The organism is Rhizobium sp. SRDI943 (assembly GCF_057653695.1).
In genome coordinates, this window is sequence record NZ_CM172787.1 from 2,168,387 (window position 1) to 2,184,018 (window position 15,632).

The window sequence follows — 15,632 nt, forward strand, 5'->3', positions numbered from 1 at the left end:
TGCCCGGCCCTCAGCCGGGCATTCTCTTTTCGTCGGGATCGGCAAAGACCGAGGCCGGCATCGGTCCCGCGGTCATCAGCGTGAAATCAAACGATGCCTTGAGGTCCGGCCCAAGCACATATTGCCGGTGGACACGCAGCTGGTCCTTGCGGATCTTGCGGTAGCGTTCGCGCGTCAGCATCTGCTTGACGCGGATCAGGATCATTTTCGCCTGAGGTGCATCCGGATGGCCGGAGACGGCAACGACCGGCACCTTGTAGAAATTGATCGAATCCGTCAGGCACTGCACGTCGAGCCAGGAAATCTCGGGACAGCGGGCGATCAGCCCGACGCGGGCGCGAAGCAGCGTGGCCGATGACATGAGCGCACATTGCAGGATGGCGCTACCGAGTGTGGCAAACACCACGCGCTTGCCTTTGAATATCTCCGGCTCTCTTTCCAGCAATATGCCGATGACATGGGCGGCGACGCTCGATCCCATACTGTGCGAGGAGATCACATATTCGTCCGCCTCTTCCTCAAGCGCCTTGCGCACCGCAATGGCCTGGTCTTCCAGCCAGCCGTTGAAATCGGCTTGGTCCATGCGGCCGAGCGCCACGGCCATTTTCCAATCGGCAAAGAGATGCAGCGTATGGAAGCGTTCGGAAAACGGCAGGAAGGCGAAGATGAAGAAACAGAGCGCCAGCGGCCCGCTCCAGAGCATGTGCCATGGCGAAAAGCTAAGAGCATAGGGCAAGATGGCGATCTGCGCCGTCAGCGCGATCGCCAGCGCCGTCAGCAGGAACGGGAAGAGGAAGAACAGGCCGAAGCGCCAGGCGTGGCGGAAATATCCCCGCATCCCGCCTTCAAGCATGATCTCGGCGCAGCTTCGGAAGCCTGCAATGATCTGGCTCAGCGTGTTGCCGGCACGCAGCTTGCGCACCAGTGTGTCGTGATCGACCATGTGAATCCGGCTCTTCGTCTGCCAGCCGGGGGAACCGGTCTCTGATTCGGGCGCCGCCAACGCCCCAGCCGTCATCACCTCGAAACTGACCGGATCGCTCCCCTCGTCTGCTGCCCCCGTCTCGACCGAATAGCCCCAGACGGCGGCACTCTGCCTGGCCGAGCGCTCGTAGCGTGCCCTGTGGGCAACGCCGTCGAGCGGCTCGAAGCCCGTGAAATGCAGGACGACCCGCTTCTCGATCAGTTTCATTCCACTCTTCCGGCCGGGCGAATAGCCGGCATATTGCTGCGCCACTGATATCAGCAAAAAAGCAGCTATGGTCTCGAAGCCGTCTTGCTAACCGAACTCTTCCGGAATTCAATAGCAGCCATGTCGTTTCCATCACGAACGGAGGGGTTTTGTGGCCGACCTAGTCAAAGAATTGATATCAGGCGTCGTCGACAGCGTGCTGAAGGAGATCCTGAAGAAGACCACCGGCCGCGTCACGACGAAGCGCAAAAGGCATAAGACACGCCTCGCCGCGACAACGAAGGTTGCGCGCAAGACGACCTCGGCCAAGTCCAAGCCCGCTCGCAAACAGATGAGCAAGCGCCGCACCGCCGCCGGCCGCAGCCGCCAGCGACGCAGCTAAGGCACGATCAAAAGTGAGCGGTTTCGGACGAATTCTGCGGCGCTATTGAGGGCCTGAACCGATGATGCGCATTGTGAAAATCATTCTCGCGGCAGTCGTCGCGATCTGTCTCATCGCCGTTGCCGGCGTCTATGCCCTGTCGGAGATGCGTCTCTCCAGGACCTATGATGTCGCAGCGACCGATTTCACCGTCAAGACGACGCTGTCTGCGGAAGAATCCGAACGCCGCGCCCGCACGCTGATGTGCGGCGGCTGCCATCACGACGCCGGTTATGTGCTGCTCGATGAGCCGGGCGTCGGCCGGATCGTCGCGCCGAACATGACCCGCTTCGTGCCGATGTACAGCGACGCCGAACTCGTTCGCCTCATCCGCCATGGCGTCAAGAAGGACGGCACCGGTGCCGTCATCATGCCGGCGAGCAACTTCGCCAATATCAGCGACGACGACATGGCGGCAATCATCACCTGGCTGCGCAGTCTGAAGCAACTGCCCGACGCCGTCGAGGGAACGACACAGTGGGGGCCGCTCGGACGCATCGGCCTGGCGCTCGACAAGATCCCTTTCGAAGCCGATCTGGTACCGGCTGTCATCACCCCTGCCGCCACCCGTCCGGCCGATATCGGCGAATATGCCTTCAAGACGGGTTGCGGCCATTGCCACAATCTCGATACGGCAAAGCAGTCGGAAGCCTTCCTGGCGCCGGCGCTTAAGCCACTGGCACAATCCTATTCGACTGCCGATTTCAAAACGCTGCTGCGCAACGGCAAGGGTGTCGGCGGCCGCGATCTCGGCGTGATGACGGAGGTTTCCCAATGGGACTTCAGCCATTTCACCGATGTGGAAATCGAACAGATTCAGATTTATCTCGCCCGTCGACCGTAACGCGACGGCAACAACCCGGCAGCGGCCTGCCCGAACTGGTCTTTTTTTGGTTCGGGCGGCTGGAATTCCTGCTGTCGCATGCTATCTAAAGGCAACGATTGAAACGGTGGGCCTTTAACCCGCCTGTTGAAAGGATTAGGTCCCATGAGCGGCATTCACGAATTCATCGGCAACGAAATCAAGAGCAACGACGTCGTCCTCTTCATGAAGGGCACGCCGCAGTTTCCGCAGTGCGGTTTCTCCGGCCAGGTCGTGCAGATTCTCGATTACATCGGCGTCGATTACAAGAGCGTCAACGTGCTCGCCGATTCGGAAATCCGCCAGGGCATCAAGGAATATTCCAACTGGCCGACGATCCCACAGCTCTACGTAAAGGGCGAGTTCGTCGGCGGCTGTGACATCGTCCGGGAAATGTTCCAGGCTGGTGAACTGCAGCAGCATCTCCAGGAAAATGGCATCGCCGTGCGCGCCGCCTCCTGACCGGTCACCGGACGTCCGCCCGGTTTCCAAATCTGTTTCTTGAGTTCGAGGCGCTGCGGCTAGCAGCGCCTTGACCTGTTTATGGGAATTTCATTGTGACAGATTCTTCACAAGCCGTGTCCGCGGGCCGCCTGCCCATGGGCAAGCGAGAATTCATCGCGCTCGCCGCCTTCCTGATGGCCATCAATTCGCTGGCGATCGACATCATGCTCCCGGCCTTGCAGCAGATCGGCGCGAGCCTCGGCGTCGAGAGCGAAAACCACCGGCAATTCGTCGTCTCCTCCTATCTGCTCGGCTTCGGCTGCGCCCAGCTTTTCTACGGACCGCTTTCCGACCGCTTCGGCCGCCGCACGCCGCTGTTGTTCGGCCTCGTCGTCTATATCGTTTCGGCCATCGGCATCGTCTTCGTTCCCTCCTTCGCCGGTCTGTTGGTGCTGCGTTTCGTCCAGGGCATCGGCTCGGCGGCCACCCGCGTCATTACCATCTCCATCGTCCGCGATATCTATGGTGGACGGCAGATGGCCGAGGTCATGTCGCTGATCATGATGGTCTTCATGATCGTGCCGGTGATTGCGCCCGGCACCGGCCAGATCGTCATGTTCTTCGGCAACTGGCACCTGATCTTCCTGTTCATCGCCACCATGGCGACCGCTATCGCCGTCTGGGCCTATCTGCGCCTGCCGGAAACCCTGCATCCCGCCAATGTCAGGCCCTTCACCGCCCGCTCGATCTTCGGCGCCTTCAAGCTGGTCCTGACCAATCGCGTCGCGCTCTGTTACACCATCGCCAGCACCTTCATCTTCGGCGCGCTGTTCGGCTTCATCAATTCGGCCCAGCAGGTCTATGTCGGCATCTACGATCTTGGCGTCTATTTCCCCTTCGCCTTCGCCGGCGTGGCGATCTTCATGTCGCTGTCGTCCTTCTTCAATTCGCGCTTCGTCGGCAAGCTCGGCATGCGCCGCCTGTCGCACGGCTCGCTCATCGGCTTCATCGCCATCAACACCATCTGGCTGATTGTCCAGCTGGCCAGCACCGAGCCGATGCCCTTCGCTCTGTTCATCTCCTTCTTCGGCCTTTCCATGTTCCAGTTCGGTTGGATCGGCTCGAACTTCAATTCGCTCGCCATGGAGCCGCTCGGCCACGTCGCCGGCACCGCCTCCTCGGTCCTCGGCTTCATGAGCACGGTCGGCGGCGCCATTATCGGCGCCGGCATCGGCCAGGCCTTCGACGGCACTGCGCTGCCGATGGTCGCCGGTTATTTCACCGTGTCGATCATCGGGCTCGTCTTCGTGCTGATCGCCGAAAAGGGCCGCCTCTTCCAATCGCAGAACCCAGCCGTCTGAACGGCGGGCCTCATTCGCATCCGGGATTTCACCACATGACGCCCCCGCATAAACCGCACCAGGAAAACCAGGGCTCCCGCCGCATCGGCATGGGCTTTGGCGAATTCGTCGTCACCATCGCCATCATGACCGCCAGCGTCGCTATGGCGATCGACAGCATGCTACCGGCATTGCCCAATATCGGCAATTCCCTCGGCGTCACCAATACCAACGACGCGCAGCTGATCATCGGCGTGTTCTTCTTAGGCTTCGGCGTCTCGCAGATCTTCTTCGGCAGCCTTTCGGATACGTTCGGCCGCCGCAACATCCTGCTCGGCGGCTTGGCCTGCTATATTGTCGGAATGTTTGCCGCTGCAGCGACCGGCAGCTTCGAAATGCTGCTCGTCATGCGTTTCGTTCAGGGTGTGGGCGGTGCTGCGGTGCGCATCACCACCATGGCCATGGTACGCGACTGCTTCGGCGGCCGCGAAATGGCCCGTGTGATGTCCTATGTGATGATCGTCTTCATGATCGTGCCGATCGTTGCCCCCTCCGTCGGCCAGCTCATCATCCGCTATGCCAACTGGCACTGGATCTTCATCCTGCTCGGGATCATCGCTACCATCCTGTTCGTCTGGGCTTTCCTCCGGCTGAAGGAATCGCTGCCGCCGGAAGAGCGGCTGCCGCTGTCGGTCGGCTCTGTCGTGGATGGTTTTAAGACCGTGCTCACCAACCGCATCACCTGCGGCTACATGATCGGCCTCACCATGTTCACCGGCGTCATCAGCGCGTATGTGATCTCGGTGCAGCAGGTCTTCGGCGAGGTCTATGGCCTTGGCGACTGGCTGCCGATCGCCTTTGCGGCCACCGCCGGCGGCATCGCCGTCGCCAATTTCGCCAACGGATTCTTCGTCCGCAAATTCGGCATGCGCCGCATCTCGCACGCCGCTCTGCTGATCTTCACGGCGCTGTCGGCTGCCGGCTTTTTCTATTCGCTGGCCGGCAAGCCGGATTTCGCCATTGCCTACGGCATCTTCACCATCGTGCTGATGATGTTTGCCCTGATCGCCACCAATTTCACCGCCATCAGCCTCGAGCCAATGGGTAATCTCGCTGGCACGGCGACCGCCATCACCGGCTTCGTCTCGACGACGGCCGGCGCCATCCTCGGCGGGCTGGTCGGCCAGATGTTCAATGGCACGGTACAGCCGCTCTTCGGTGGCTTCGCGCTCTTCGGCGCGGTGACGATCGCAGCCACCCTCTGGGCCGAAAACGGCAAGCTGTTCACCCATCCCGGCGACAGCCCGCAGCTCGATCCGGGTGCAGCCCATTTCTGAAATGGGAAATCTGCCTGACCGACTGGTCTCCGGCGGCATTGCATTAAGTGGTAAACTCTGCCGTTTCTGAATCTGGAAGTCCCTGGACGAAGGAGCCTGATTTTGGATGCAGAATATCAACGTCTCCCTCCGCCATTGCAGGGCGAGATAATTCAAGTCAAACCGGATACCAGCACCGGCGTAGTGGTGCTCGGCGGCTCCAGTGGCCGGGTCGATGTGGTCCGCGCGAGGTTGTTTGCAAGCCAGGGGGCAACGGTCATAGCGCTTCGCTGGTTCGGCGGCGAAGGCCAGGTGCCAGGCATTTGCGAGGTGCCGCTGGAAACGTTTTTCTCTGCCACGGACTACCTGGTGGGACTCGGCTGTAAACGCATCGTCCTGGTGGGAACATCGAAAGGCGCCGAAGCTGCACTGCTCACGGCCGTATACGATCCGCGCATCAGCGCGGTCGTCGCGATGAGCCCTTCGTCGGTCGTCTGGGGAAATATTGGTCCGGGGCTTGATGGCCTGAGCTGGCCCGAGCGCTCGTCGTGGACATTGCGAGGCACACCGCTTCCTTTTGTTTCGTCGGACCCAGAATGGGTGCGAGAATACAGAGACGGGCTGGTCGCCTATCGGGGCCTGTTCGAAAGATGCCTCGATATGCACGAGTCTGAGATCGATGCAGCGGCTATCCCTTTGGAGAGAACGAATGCCGAAATTCTGCTCGTAGCGGGATGCGATGACGCGCTTTGGCCATCAGACGAATTTGCCGCATCACTTGTTCGGCGGCGCGCAGATTCGGGCTTACTTACCCAGCTTGTGTTGGGAGAAGATGCGGGCCATCGAATTCTGCTTCCGGGCGAAACGAATCCTCGATCATCGCTGCATGCGCACGGTGGAAGTGACGAATCCGACACAGAGCTGGGACGACTGGCGTGGGAGCACATTCTCGCTGTCCTATAGCGTGAGGGCGGCAGCAAGGCTCTACGCTTTAAGGGCGGTGTTCAGACCGTGAAAACCTCACGCCGCAGCACGTCCCACGAGGCCTTGTCAGGGGTAATCAGCAGCCCGCCATCGAGATGGTGCGGCAGGTAGGGCGAGCCGTCGAAGCGCGCCGCATGGGCACCCGCCTCCTGCGAGATCAGCGTGCCGGCAAGGTGATCCCAGGGCATCAGCTTGTTGTACATGAGGTAATGCACATGGCCGCCGGCAAAAGTGCGGTATTCGTGGGCCGCACAGCGGTAATTGGTGAGAAAGCGCACCTTGGCGAGATTGGCGAGCACCTCGGCGCGCTTCTCCTTCGGCAGGTAGCCGGTCGAGGCCATGCCGACCATATGCTCCAGTCCCACGGGAGCTGCAACCGAGAGCCGCTCGGCGCCGCCATCCGGCCGCCGCAGCCAGGCGCCGCCGCCCTTTTCGGCCATCACCCAGTCGTCGCCCATCGGATCGTAGATGATGCCGGCAACCGTCTCGCCGCCGGAGATGACGGATGCCATGACGCCGAAGGCCGGGATGCCGGCGGCGAAATTGAAGGTGCCATCGACCGGATCGACGACGATCGCGAGATCGGCATGTTCGAGGCTGCCGAGCAAATCAGGATCGGCCGCGACCGATTCTTCGCCAAGGAACAGCGCGCTCGGCCAGAGTTGCGCAGCTTCCGCTTTGATCATCCGTTCGGCCTGCTCATCAGCCTCGGTGACGAGATCGGTCGCCTCGCTCTTGGCGCGCACGTCGGCCTGGCCGAGCCGGCGAAAGCGCGGCAGGATCTCCGCCTTTGCCGCGCGGCGCAGCAGATCGGCAAGAATGGTCACGTCGACAGTCGAAGTCATCTCAAATCCTCACGCTTAGGTCTCTCAGGAAAACCTTGAATCAGATGCCGACGATCTCGCGCCGAATGAGCTGCCAGCTCTCCTTGTCGGGCGCGGAGATGATCCCGCCCGTGGTCTCGCCGGGGCGATAGGGCGTGCCGTCGAATTTCGCCGTATGGCCGCCGGCCTCCTGATGCGCGAGCACGCCGGCCAGGTGATCCCAGGGCATCAGTTTCGTATGACCGATGAAATGCAGCTTGCCGGAGGCGACCATCCAATATTCGTAGGCCGAGCAGTTGAAGGCGAAGGTCATCCGGATCTTTGCCATGTTGGCGCAGATACGCGAGCGGTCCGGCTCGTCCATATGCCCCCACGACATGCCGCCGACCATCTGGTTCAGGCTGGCAGGCTCCGCCACCTTCAGCTTTGTCGATTGCCCGTTCTGGCGCATCAGGACGGTGCCCGCCCCTTTGATCGCCGTCACCGTGTCGCCGAGAACGGGATCATGAATGATGCCGGCGACCGTCTCGCCCCTGACCGTCACCGCCAGGATCGTGCCGAAGACAGGAAGCCCAGCGGCAAAATTGAACGTGCCGTCGACAGGGTCGATGACGAAGGCGAGCTCGGCATCGGCAAGTGCCGGCACGACAGACCGGTCGGCGTCATAAGCCTCCTCGCCGACGATGAGCGCTGCGGGAAAGCGCTCCCTCAGCGCCGCGGTGATCCGGTGTTCGGCAAGCAGGTCAGCCTGCGTCACCAGATCGATTGCCGAAGTCTTCTCCGAAACATCGGCAGCGCCGAGATTGCGGAAACGCGGCATGATCTCGGCTTGCGCCGCCTCTCTGACGCAATCGCCGAGAAAGAGAATATCCTGATCTGAAATAGTCATGCGAAATCCTGTCCTTGATGCAATAGCCAGCCTGCTTAGCCGGCATTTCATGAAGGATCGGTGACACCAAGGGTGGAAAAGTCGAACAGTTTCGGGTCGAGCAGATGCGACGGGTTCACATGCGAAAGCGCCCGCAGCATCGTATCCTTGCGGCCCGGCATGCGCCGTTCGATATCGGCGAGCATGTCCTTCATCGCATTGCGCTGCAGCCCATCCTGCGAGCCGCAGAGATCGCATGGGATGATCGGAAACTGCATGGCGGCGGCGAATTTCGCGAGGTCGTCCTCTGCGGCATAGGCAAGCGGCCGGAGCACCATCAGGTCGCCCTCGTCGTTCAAAAGCTTCGCCGGCATCGAGGCGAGCCGGCCGCCATGGAAGAAATTCATGAAGAAGGTTTCGAGAATGTCCTCGCGGTGGTGGCCGAGCACCAGCGCATTGCAACCCTCTTCCCGCGCCACTCGATAGAGATTGCCGCGCCGCAGCCGCGAACAGAGCGAGCAATAAGTGGCGCCTTCCGGCACCTTCTCCTTCACGATCGAATAGGTATCGCGATACTCGATCCGATGGCGGACGCCGATCTTGGTGAGATAGTCCGGCAGCACGTGCTTCGGGAAGTTCGGCTGTCCCTGGTCGAGATTGCAGGCGATCAGTTCGACCGGCAGCAGCCCGCGCCATTTGAGATCAAGCAGCAGCGCCAGCAGCCCGTAGGAATCCTTGCCGCCGGAAAGGCCGACCAGCCAGCGCTTCTGGCCCTTCAGCATGTCGAAATCGTCGAAAGCCTGGCGCACTTGCCGCAGCAGCCGCTTGCGCAGCTTGTTGAAGGAGACTGAGCGCGGCGCATCGGCAAACAGCGCATGGCCGATGTCATCCCCGGCCTCGACGGCTTCCAGATCGTCGGCGATATTGGCTGCGATATTCATTGCTTCGTCCTACAGAAATTCCACACTTGCTCTAGCAGAAACCCGCCTGGCAACACAGCGTCAATCGCCGAAAACCGACCAGCCGGTGCGCGCCGCAAGCATCTCCAGCGCTGCGGCGCCGAGCTGCGAATTGCCAACCTTGTTCAGCCCCGGCGACCACACCGCGATCGAGGCGATGCCCGGCGCCACCGCGAAGATGCCGCCGCCGACGCCGCTCTTGCCGGGCAGGCCGACATGATAGGCAAAATCGCCCGAACCGTCGTAATGGCCGCAGGTCAGCATCAGCGCATTGATGCGCCGCGCCCGCTTCGGCGAAACCACCGAATGGCCGGTCGTCGGATTGCTGCCGCGCGCCGCCAGGAACAGCCCGGCGCGGGCCAGTTGCTCGCAGCTCATCGACAGCGCGCATTGATGGAAATAGACGCCGAGCACGTGGTCGACGGGATGGTCGAGATTGCGGTAGGCGCGCATGAAGTTGGCAAGCGCGAAATTGCGGTATCCGGTCTGCGTTTCTGAGCGCGCCACCTTGTCGTCGATGGTGATCGATTCGTCATCGGCGAGATAACGCACGAAACGCAGCAGCTCGCCGATTGCCTCGCGCGGCGCATGGCCGGCCATGACGACGTCGCTGACGGCGATGGCGCCGGCATTGATGAAGGGGTTGCGGGGGATGCCGCCCTCATGCTCGAGCTGGACGATCGAGTTGAAAGCCGATCCGGAGGGTTCGCGTCCGACGCGCTTCCACAGCCCTTCGCCGACCTTGCCGAGCGCCAGCGTCAGCATGAAGACCTTCGATATGCTCTGGATCGAGAAGGCGGTATCAGCATTGCCGACGCGATAGACTTTGCCGTCGACGGTGACGATCGCCATGCCGAACTGCTGCGGATCGACCTTGGCCAACTCCGGAATATAATCCGCGACCTTGCCCTCGCCGATCCGCGGCTGGATATCGGCGTAAATGCTATCGAGGGTCGCCTGCAAATCTGCCATTGCTTCTCTCCAGATCGCAAAAAAGCCGCTCGAAAGAGCGGCTTTCCGTATATCGACGCATGCTGTTGTCTCGCAATCGGTTTCGACTGCGCGACGAAGGCATTAACGCGAATAGAATTCGACGACCAGATGCGGTTCCATGACGACCGGGAACGGAACGTCGCTGAGCGTCGGGACGCGGCCGAAGGTTGCGACCATCTTGTTGTGATCGACTTCGATGTAATCGGGAACGTCGCGTTCTGCGAGGCTGACGGCTTCCAGAACGATCACCAGCTGCTTCGACTTTTCGCGAACTTCGATGACGTCGCCGGCCTTGCAACGGTAGGAACCGATGTTGACGCGCACGCCGTTGACCGAGACGTGGCCATGGTTGACGAACTGACGGGCAGCAAAGACCGTCGGAACGAACTTGGCGCGATAGACGATTGCGTCGAGGCGCGATTCCAGCAGGCCGATCAGGTTTTCAGAGGTGTCGCCCTTGCGGCGGTCGGCTTCGGCGAAGATCGCACGGAACTGCTTTTCGCGCAGGTCACCGTAGTAACCCTTGAGCTTCTGCTTGGCGCGCAGCTGAACACCGAAGTCCGAAAGCTTGCCCTTGCGGCGCTGGCCGTGCTGGCCCGGACCGTATTCGCGGCGATTCACCGGGGACTTCGGACGGCCCCAGATGTTTTCGCCCATACGGCGGTCAATTTTGTACTTGGACGATTCGCGCTTGCTCATCGTATTTCCTTTCAAAGGTTTATGACGGTTTGTTGCCAAACCGCGCGAAGGAAACACGCCCTCCTCTGATCTCTTTCGAGATCTGACAGGATGCTCCAGTTAGCGAACGGGAACGATCCACGGGACATGTCAAATGAAACACCGGACATTGCTGCCCGGTGCTTGCGGCGGTCTTTAGAGGTCCGTCATGAAAATGTCAACAGCGGCAAACCCGGAAAGCGCCACTATTCCGCCGCCAGCGGCTGGTCGCCCGTGTCGGGGGCATTGGCGTCGCCCGGCGCCGTCTGGCAGTCCATATCAGGGAAAGCGACGATACGCTTGCCGGAAAAATCGGCGTGCACGACGATGATGCCCTGCTCCTCGAAATAGCCAAGCAGGCGGCGGGCGCGGCGGGCGGAATGGGTGCCGTAGGCGCGGGCGATGCGGGCGTCCGACGGACACGGCTCGCCGCAGACGGCGGCCTTGGCGAGCATCAGGAAGACGCCCTGCAGGTCGTCGGTGATGCCTGACGACAGCGACAGCGCTGTCGCCCAGGCATCGGTCGCAGCTGTCGTCGCATCGACGCCGGAACGCGAGATCGCCACGCGCCGGCGGAAATCCGGCAGCGTGATCGGCGGTCCCGGCACGCGACGCATGCGCAGCCTTACCAGAAAATCCTGGTAGAGTACCGAATCGGTACGGAAGGCGGAGGTGGGATCGTCCAGTATCTCGGCCAGCACGCTGGCAAGGCGCTCCTCCCGCTCCTCGACGGAGACTTCCACCTGGCTCGCCCTCGTCTCCGCAGGTACGGCCGATGCCCCCGGCGTCGAGCGCGAGAGTTCGGCCAGAATATCGGTCGTCGGCCGCGGCGCCGGCGGGGCGCGGCGCACCAGCGGGCGCTGGAATTCCTCCGGATCGGGCGTGAAGATCAGGTCTTCGACATCCTGCGGCGCATCCGGCAGCGGCATCAGCTTCGGGCTGGAGGAGCGCGCCGAGGTCTCCACCACACCGATCTGGATCGGCAGCGGGCGGCGCGACAGCGCCGGTCCGAGAGCGACGAAATTGCCGCGCTTCAGATCGCGGAACATCTCGGCCTGGCGCCGGTCCATGCCGAGCAGGTCGGCGGCGCGCGCCATGTCGATATCGAGGAAGGTGCGGCCCATCAGGAAGTTCGAGGCCTCGGCCGCGACGTTCTTGGCGAGCTTGGCAAGCCGCTGCGTCGCGATCACGCCGGCAAGGCCGCGTTTACGCCCGCGGCACATCAGGTTGGTCATCGCGCCGAGCGACATCTTGCGCGCATCTTCCGAGACATCACCGCCGACCGACGGCGCAAACATCTGCGCCTCGTCGACCACGACGAGAACCGGATACCAGTATTCGCGATCGGCATCGAACATGCCGTTGAGGAAGGCGGCGGCAGCGCGCATCTGGTCTTCGAGATCGAGACCTTCGAGCGTAAGCACGCAGGAAACGCGATGCTGGCGAATGCGGTTGGCGATGCCGGCAAGCTCCGCCTCGGTCCGCTCGCCGTCGACCACGACATGGCCGAACCTGTCGCTAAGCGTGACGAAATCACCCTCGGGATCGATGATGACCTGCTGCACCCATTGCGCCGATTGCTCGAGCAGGCGGCGCAGCAAATGTGACTTGCCCGATCCGGAATTGCCCTGCACGAGCAGACGGGTCGCCAGCAGCTCCTCGATATCGAGCGTCGCCGGGCTGCCGGACGCCAATCCCATATCGATGCCAACCTGCACGTCCAATTCCCCTTACAAATTCCCGGCCCGTCTTTAGCAGATTCGCAGGCACTGTTGTCGTCAAACCTTTAAGAACCCACAGGAAAGCTAGCCCTGGGAAAAGAGTTTCACACTGCCTCGCGTTCGACGAGGTCGCCCGCCATGTCCTTCTGCGTCGGAATCAGCAAACGTGTGCAGAGCAGGCTGACGAAAAGCGGTACCAGCAAGACCGCAAGCCCCGCGCGCAAGCCCAGGAATTCGCCGAGAAAGCCGATGATCGGCGGCCCGATGAGAAAACCGGTCAGGGCTGCGAAGGAGAGCGTCGCAACGCTTGAAGCGGGCGGGCGGTCAGTCAGCGAAGCGACGGCCGTCACCGCAAGCGGAAACCCGACCGAGACGCCGACACCGACTGCGGCAAAGCCGAGCAGCGCAAGCGGCGTCGCCGGTGCAAGGAGAACGATGAGCATGCCGGCAAGCGAGGCGATGCCGCAGCCACGGGCAATGGCAACCGCGCCGAAACGGCCTTTCATGTAATCACCGCTGAAGCGCCCCGCCGCAACCATGAAAGCGAAAACCGAATAACCGAGGCCGGTTTGCGCGCCTTCTGCATTCATGACATCGCGGAGATAGACCGCCGACCAATCGGCGATCGCACCTTCGGTCATCGTCACGCCGAAGACGAAGGCGCAGATCCCGAGCAGAGCAAGACTGGGTAACTTGAAGCCGGTCATTGCCTGCGAATTCTCCGCATGGTGACTTTCCGGCAATTTCGGCAGGCGCAGGCTGGCAATCAGCGCAGCCGGCAGGATGACGATCGCCGTGATCAGGATCGACCAGTGCGGCGAAAGCCCGATGGCTATGGCACCAACGCCGATCAGGCTGCCGGCCATGATGCCGAAGCTCCAGAAGCCGTGGCAGCGGCTCATGATGATCAGCCCCGTCGCCTTCTCCGTCACATCGGCCTCGACATTCATGCCGAGTTCCACCGTCGAAAGCGCGACCCCAACGACAATCAAGGCGAAGAATAGAAGCATGACGCTGGGGGCGAAGGCTGGAAGCGAAACCACGGCAAGAAAGAAGATGAAACCATAGATGATCGCCATGCGCCCGCCGATGCGCGAGACGAGGCGGCCGGCAAACGGCAGGGTGATCAGCGTGCCGATCGGCAATCCCAGGAGTGCGACGGCGAGATCGGCGGTGCCGAGTTCAAGCTTCGCCTGGATATCAGGAATGCGCGGCAACCAGACGCCAAAGGCTATCGGCTGCAGAAAGAAGATCAGCATGACAAGTCTTTGCAGCGGCACGGCGCATCCCTTTATGTCTTGAGCGGCAAACACCCGCCCGCGATTCCCCGCGGAGATTTTGCGCGATGACATCGGTGAAATAAAGCGCGCAGTGCCTTATCGCGTGCTGAGACCGAAGCCCTGCATCAGTCGGCGCGTCGCAAAGCCGGGATTGCCGGATGTAAAGACGGCAAAGTCGAAATTATCGGGGTGAACGGCATCGGCGATGTGCGGAACGAGCGTGCGCGCCCGCCGGGCAATGGCTTCTGCCGGATCCAGCCAGTCCACCGGCCAAGGCGCCAGTCTGCGGAACAGATTGGCCATGAAGGGATAATGCGTGCAGGCGAGTACGACGATATCGGTCTTGCGGCCTTCCTTCTCGACGAAACATTGGTCGATTTCGGCAAGCACGGCGTCGTCGGAGACGGCATCACCGCGAATATAGGCCTCCGCCATGCGCGCAAGGTTCTCCGAGCCGACGAGGCGGACATGGCATTGCTGGGCGAAGGACTGGATGAGATCGCGCGTATAGGCCCGCTTCACGGTACCCGGCGTTGCAAGCACCGAGACCAGGCCGGAGCGCGTGCGCTCCGCCGCCGGTTTGATTGCCGGCACGGTGCCGATGAATGTCATCTGAGGAAAAGCGGCGCGCAGATCGGCACCAACAAGCGTGAAGGCGGTGTTGCAGGCGATGATGCAGACTTCGGGATCGTGCTCCTCGAGCAGCCTGCCAAAGAGGCCGATCACTCGTTCCTTCAGCGCCTGCTCCTCCCAGCCGCCATAGGGGAAACCGGCGTCATCGGCGACATAGATGAAGCCGCGTTCCGGCATCAGCACGCGCGCCTCGCGCAAGACGGTCAGCCCGCCGATGCCGGAATCGAAGACGAGGACGGGTTTCAGCTCATGCGTCGGCGCTGTCATCGGATGGTGTTTCCTTGGCCGCTGTCGGGAACCGGCCGCCGCGCGGGCTCTTACGCGAGAAGCGGTCGAGGGAGGAGATGACGCCGCGCAACACGCTGATTTCCTGCTCCGTGAAAGCCCGGCGGGATAGAACAGCGCGCAGATTGTCGACCATTTTCGGCTTTTTCCCGGCAGGATGGAAATAACCGCGCGCATCGAGCGCCTCCTCCAACTGGTCGAACAGGCCGAACAGCTGGTCCTTGGTCGAAGGCGTCTGCCCCATCGCCTGGAAGGGCACGGCGCCGAGATCCTCCATGCCTGATTTCATCCATTCATAGGACATCAGCAGCACGGCCTGGGCAATGTTCAGCGACGCAAAGGCCGGATTGACGGGGAAAGTGACGATCTCGTCGGCAAGCGCCACTTCCTCGTTGGTCAGACCCCAGCGCTCGCGCCCGAAGAGGATGCCGGTGCCCTCGCCGGCGCGGAACCTCGCCCGTAGCGTTTCGGCGGCGATGACGGGCGAGCGGACCGGCTTGTAGCCGTCACGCTCGCGCGCCGTCGTCGCATAGACAAAATTAAGATCGGCGACCGCCTGTTCCAGCGTATCGTAGACCTTGGTCGCCTCGATGACGTGATCGGCCTTGGAGGCGGTCGCCAGGGCTTTCTCGTTCGGCCAGCCGTCGCGCGGATTGACGAGGCGGAGTTCAGCAAGGCCGAAATTCGCCATGGCACGCGCCACCATGCCGATATTCTCGCCCATCTGCGGCTCGACCAGAATGATGGCCGGCCCTTCGGCCAGAAGTTGACGCTCGCTGTTCGTGCCTGCCAT

The 15,632-nt window shown here is 61.9% G+C and carries 16 protein-coding genes; 6 read left to right on the plus strand and 10 right to left on the minus strand.

Going from position 1 to position 15,632, the window contains the following annotated elements; all coding sequences use genetic code 11:
* Positions 1-10: 10 nt before the first annotated feature.
* Entirely contained in the window at positions 11-1,192 is a 1,182-nt protein-coding gene (locus AC245Y_RS11315; RefSeq protein WP_017994203.1) for a hypothetical protein, read from the minus strand.
* A gap of 151 nt (positions 1,193-1,343) precedes the next feature.
* Here AC245Y_RS11315 and AC245Y_RS11320 point away from each other — a divergent pair, with 151 nt between their 5' ends.
* The 6 genes from AC245Y_RS11320 to AC245Y_RS11345 all read left to right on the plus strand — a co-directional run bounded on the left by AC245Y_RS11320 (position 1,344) and on the right by AC245Y_RS11345 (position 6,538).
* Positions 1,344-1,574, plus strand: coding sequence for a hypothetical protein (locus tag AC245Y_RS11320; RefSeq protein WP_017994204.1), 231 nt, complete (start codon positions 1,344-1,346; stop codon positions 1,572-1,574).
* A gap of 61 nt (positions 1,575-1,635) precedes the next feature.
* Positions 1,636-2,457 carry a c-type cytochrome gene (locus AC245Y_RS11325; RefSeq protein ID WP_017994205.1) on the plus strand — a complete coding sequence of 274 codons (822 nt, stop codon included), beginning with the start codon at positions 1,636-1,638 and terminating at the stop codon, positions 2,455-2,457.
* 144 nt (positions 2,458-2,601) lie between these two features.
* Positions 2,602-2,937: a Grx4 family monothiol glutaredoxin gene (gene grxD, locus AC245Y_RS11330; RefSeq protein WP_012757638.1), complete on the plus strand. Its 336-nt coding sequence runs from the start codon at positions 2,602-2,604 to the stop codon at positions 2,935-2,937.
* Between the two features lie 137 nt (positions 2,938-3,074).
* Positions 3,075-4,280, plus strand: coding sequence for a multidrug effflux MFS transporter (locus AC245Y_RS11335; protein ID WP_012757639.1), 1,206 nt, complete (start codon positions 3,075-3,077; stop codon positions 4,278-4,280).
* A gap of 35 nt (positions 4,281-4,315) precedes the next feature.
* A complete protein-coding gene (locus AC245Y_RS11340; protein WP_017994207.1) occupies positions 4,316-5,596 on the plus strand; it encodes a multidrug effflux MFS transporter in 1,281 nt (426 codons plus the stop codon).
* A 102-nt stretch (positions 5,597-5,698) separates the two neighbouring features.
* Entirely contained in the window at positions 5,699-6,538 is an 840-nt protein-coding gene (locus tag AC245Y_RS11345; RefSeq protein WP_017994208.1) for an acyl-CoA thioester hydrolase/BAAT C-terminal domain-containing protein, read from the plus strand.
* 41 nt (positions 6,539-6,579) lie between these two features.
* On the opposite strand, the gene AC245Y_RS11350 is transcribed toward AC245Y_RS11345, so the two are convergent.
* The 9 genes from AC245Y_RS11350 to AC245Y_RS11390 form a co-directional block, all read right to left on the minus strand.
* Positions 6,580-7,404 carry an inositol monophosphatase family protein gene (locus tag AC245Y_RS11350; RefSeq protein WP_017994209.1) on the minus strand — a complete coding sequence of 275 codons (825 nt, stop codon included), beginning with the start codon at positions 7,402-7,404 and terminating at the stop codon, positions 6,580-6,582.
* Between the two features lie 40 nt (positions 7,405-7,444).
* Positions 7,445-8,272, minus strand: coding sequence for an inositol monophosphatase family protein (locus tag AC245Y_RS11355; RefSeq protein ID WP_017994210.1), 828 nt, complete (start codon positions 8,270-8,272; stop codon positions 7,445-7,447).
* A 47-nt stretch (positions 8,273-8,319) separates the two neighbouring features.
* Positions 8,320-9,192 carry a tRNA 2-thiocytidine(32) synthetase TtcA gene (gene ttcA / locus AC245Y_RS11360; RefSeq protein ID WP_017994211.1) on the minus strand — a complete coding sequence of 291 codons (873 nt, stop codon included), beginning with the start codon at positions 9,190-9,192 and terminating at the stop codon, positions 8,320-8,322.
* Between the two features lie 60 nt (positions 9,193-9,252).
* Positions 9,253-10,182 (minus strand): glutaminase, encoded by a 930-nt coding sequence (locus tag AC245Y_RS11365; RefSeq protein ID WP_017994212.1) that lies wholly within the window; start codon positions 10,180-10,182, stop codon positions 9,253-9,255.
* Between the two features lie 102 nt (positions 10,183-10,284).
* Complete coding sequence (rpsD, locus tag AC245Y_RS11370) at positions 10,285-10,902, minus strand: 30S ribosomal protein S4 (RefSeq protein ID WP_003540107.1); 618 nt, start codon at positions 10,900-10,902, stop codon at positions 10,285-10,287.
* A 224-nt stretch (positions 10,903-11,126) separates the two neighbouring features.
* Positions 11,127-12,638, minus strand: coding sequence for a helicase HerA domain-containing protein (locus tag AC245Y_RS11375; protein WP_026157365.1), 1,512 nt, complete (start codon positions 12,636-12,638; stop codon positions 11,127-11,129).
* A 107-nt stretch (positions 12,639-12,745) separates the two neighbouring features.
* Positions 12,746-13,993 (minus strand): MFS transporter, encoded by a 1,248-nt coding sequence (locus AC245Y_RS11380; protein WP_017994214.1) that lies wholly within the window; start codon positions 13,991-13,993, stop codon positions 12,746-12,748.
* A gap of 24 nt (positions 13,994-14,017) precedes the next feature.
* Positions 14,018-14,821, minus strand: a complete 804-nt coding sequence (gene murI / locus AC245Y_RS11385) for a glutamate racemase (protein ID WP_017994215.1) — start codon at positions 14,819-14,821, stop codon at positions 14,018-14,020.
* Positions 14,802-15,632 carry an RNA methyltransferase gene (locus AC245Y_RS11390; RefSeq protein WP_017994216.1) on the minus strand — a complete coding sequence of 277 codons (831 nt, stop codon included), beginning with the start codon at positions 15,630-15,632 and terminating at the stop codon, positions 14,802-14,804. Before AC245Y_RS11390 ends, murI begins: the two co-directional genes overlap by 20 nt.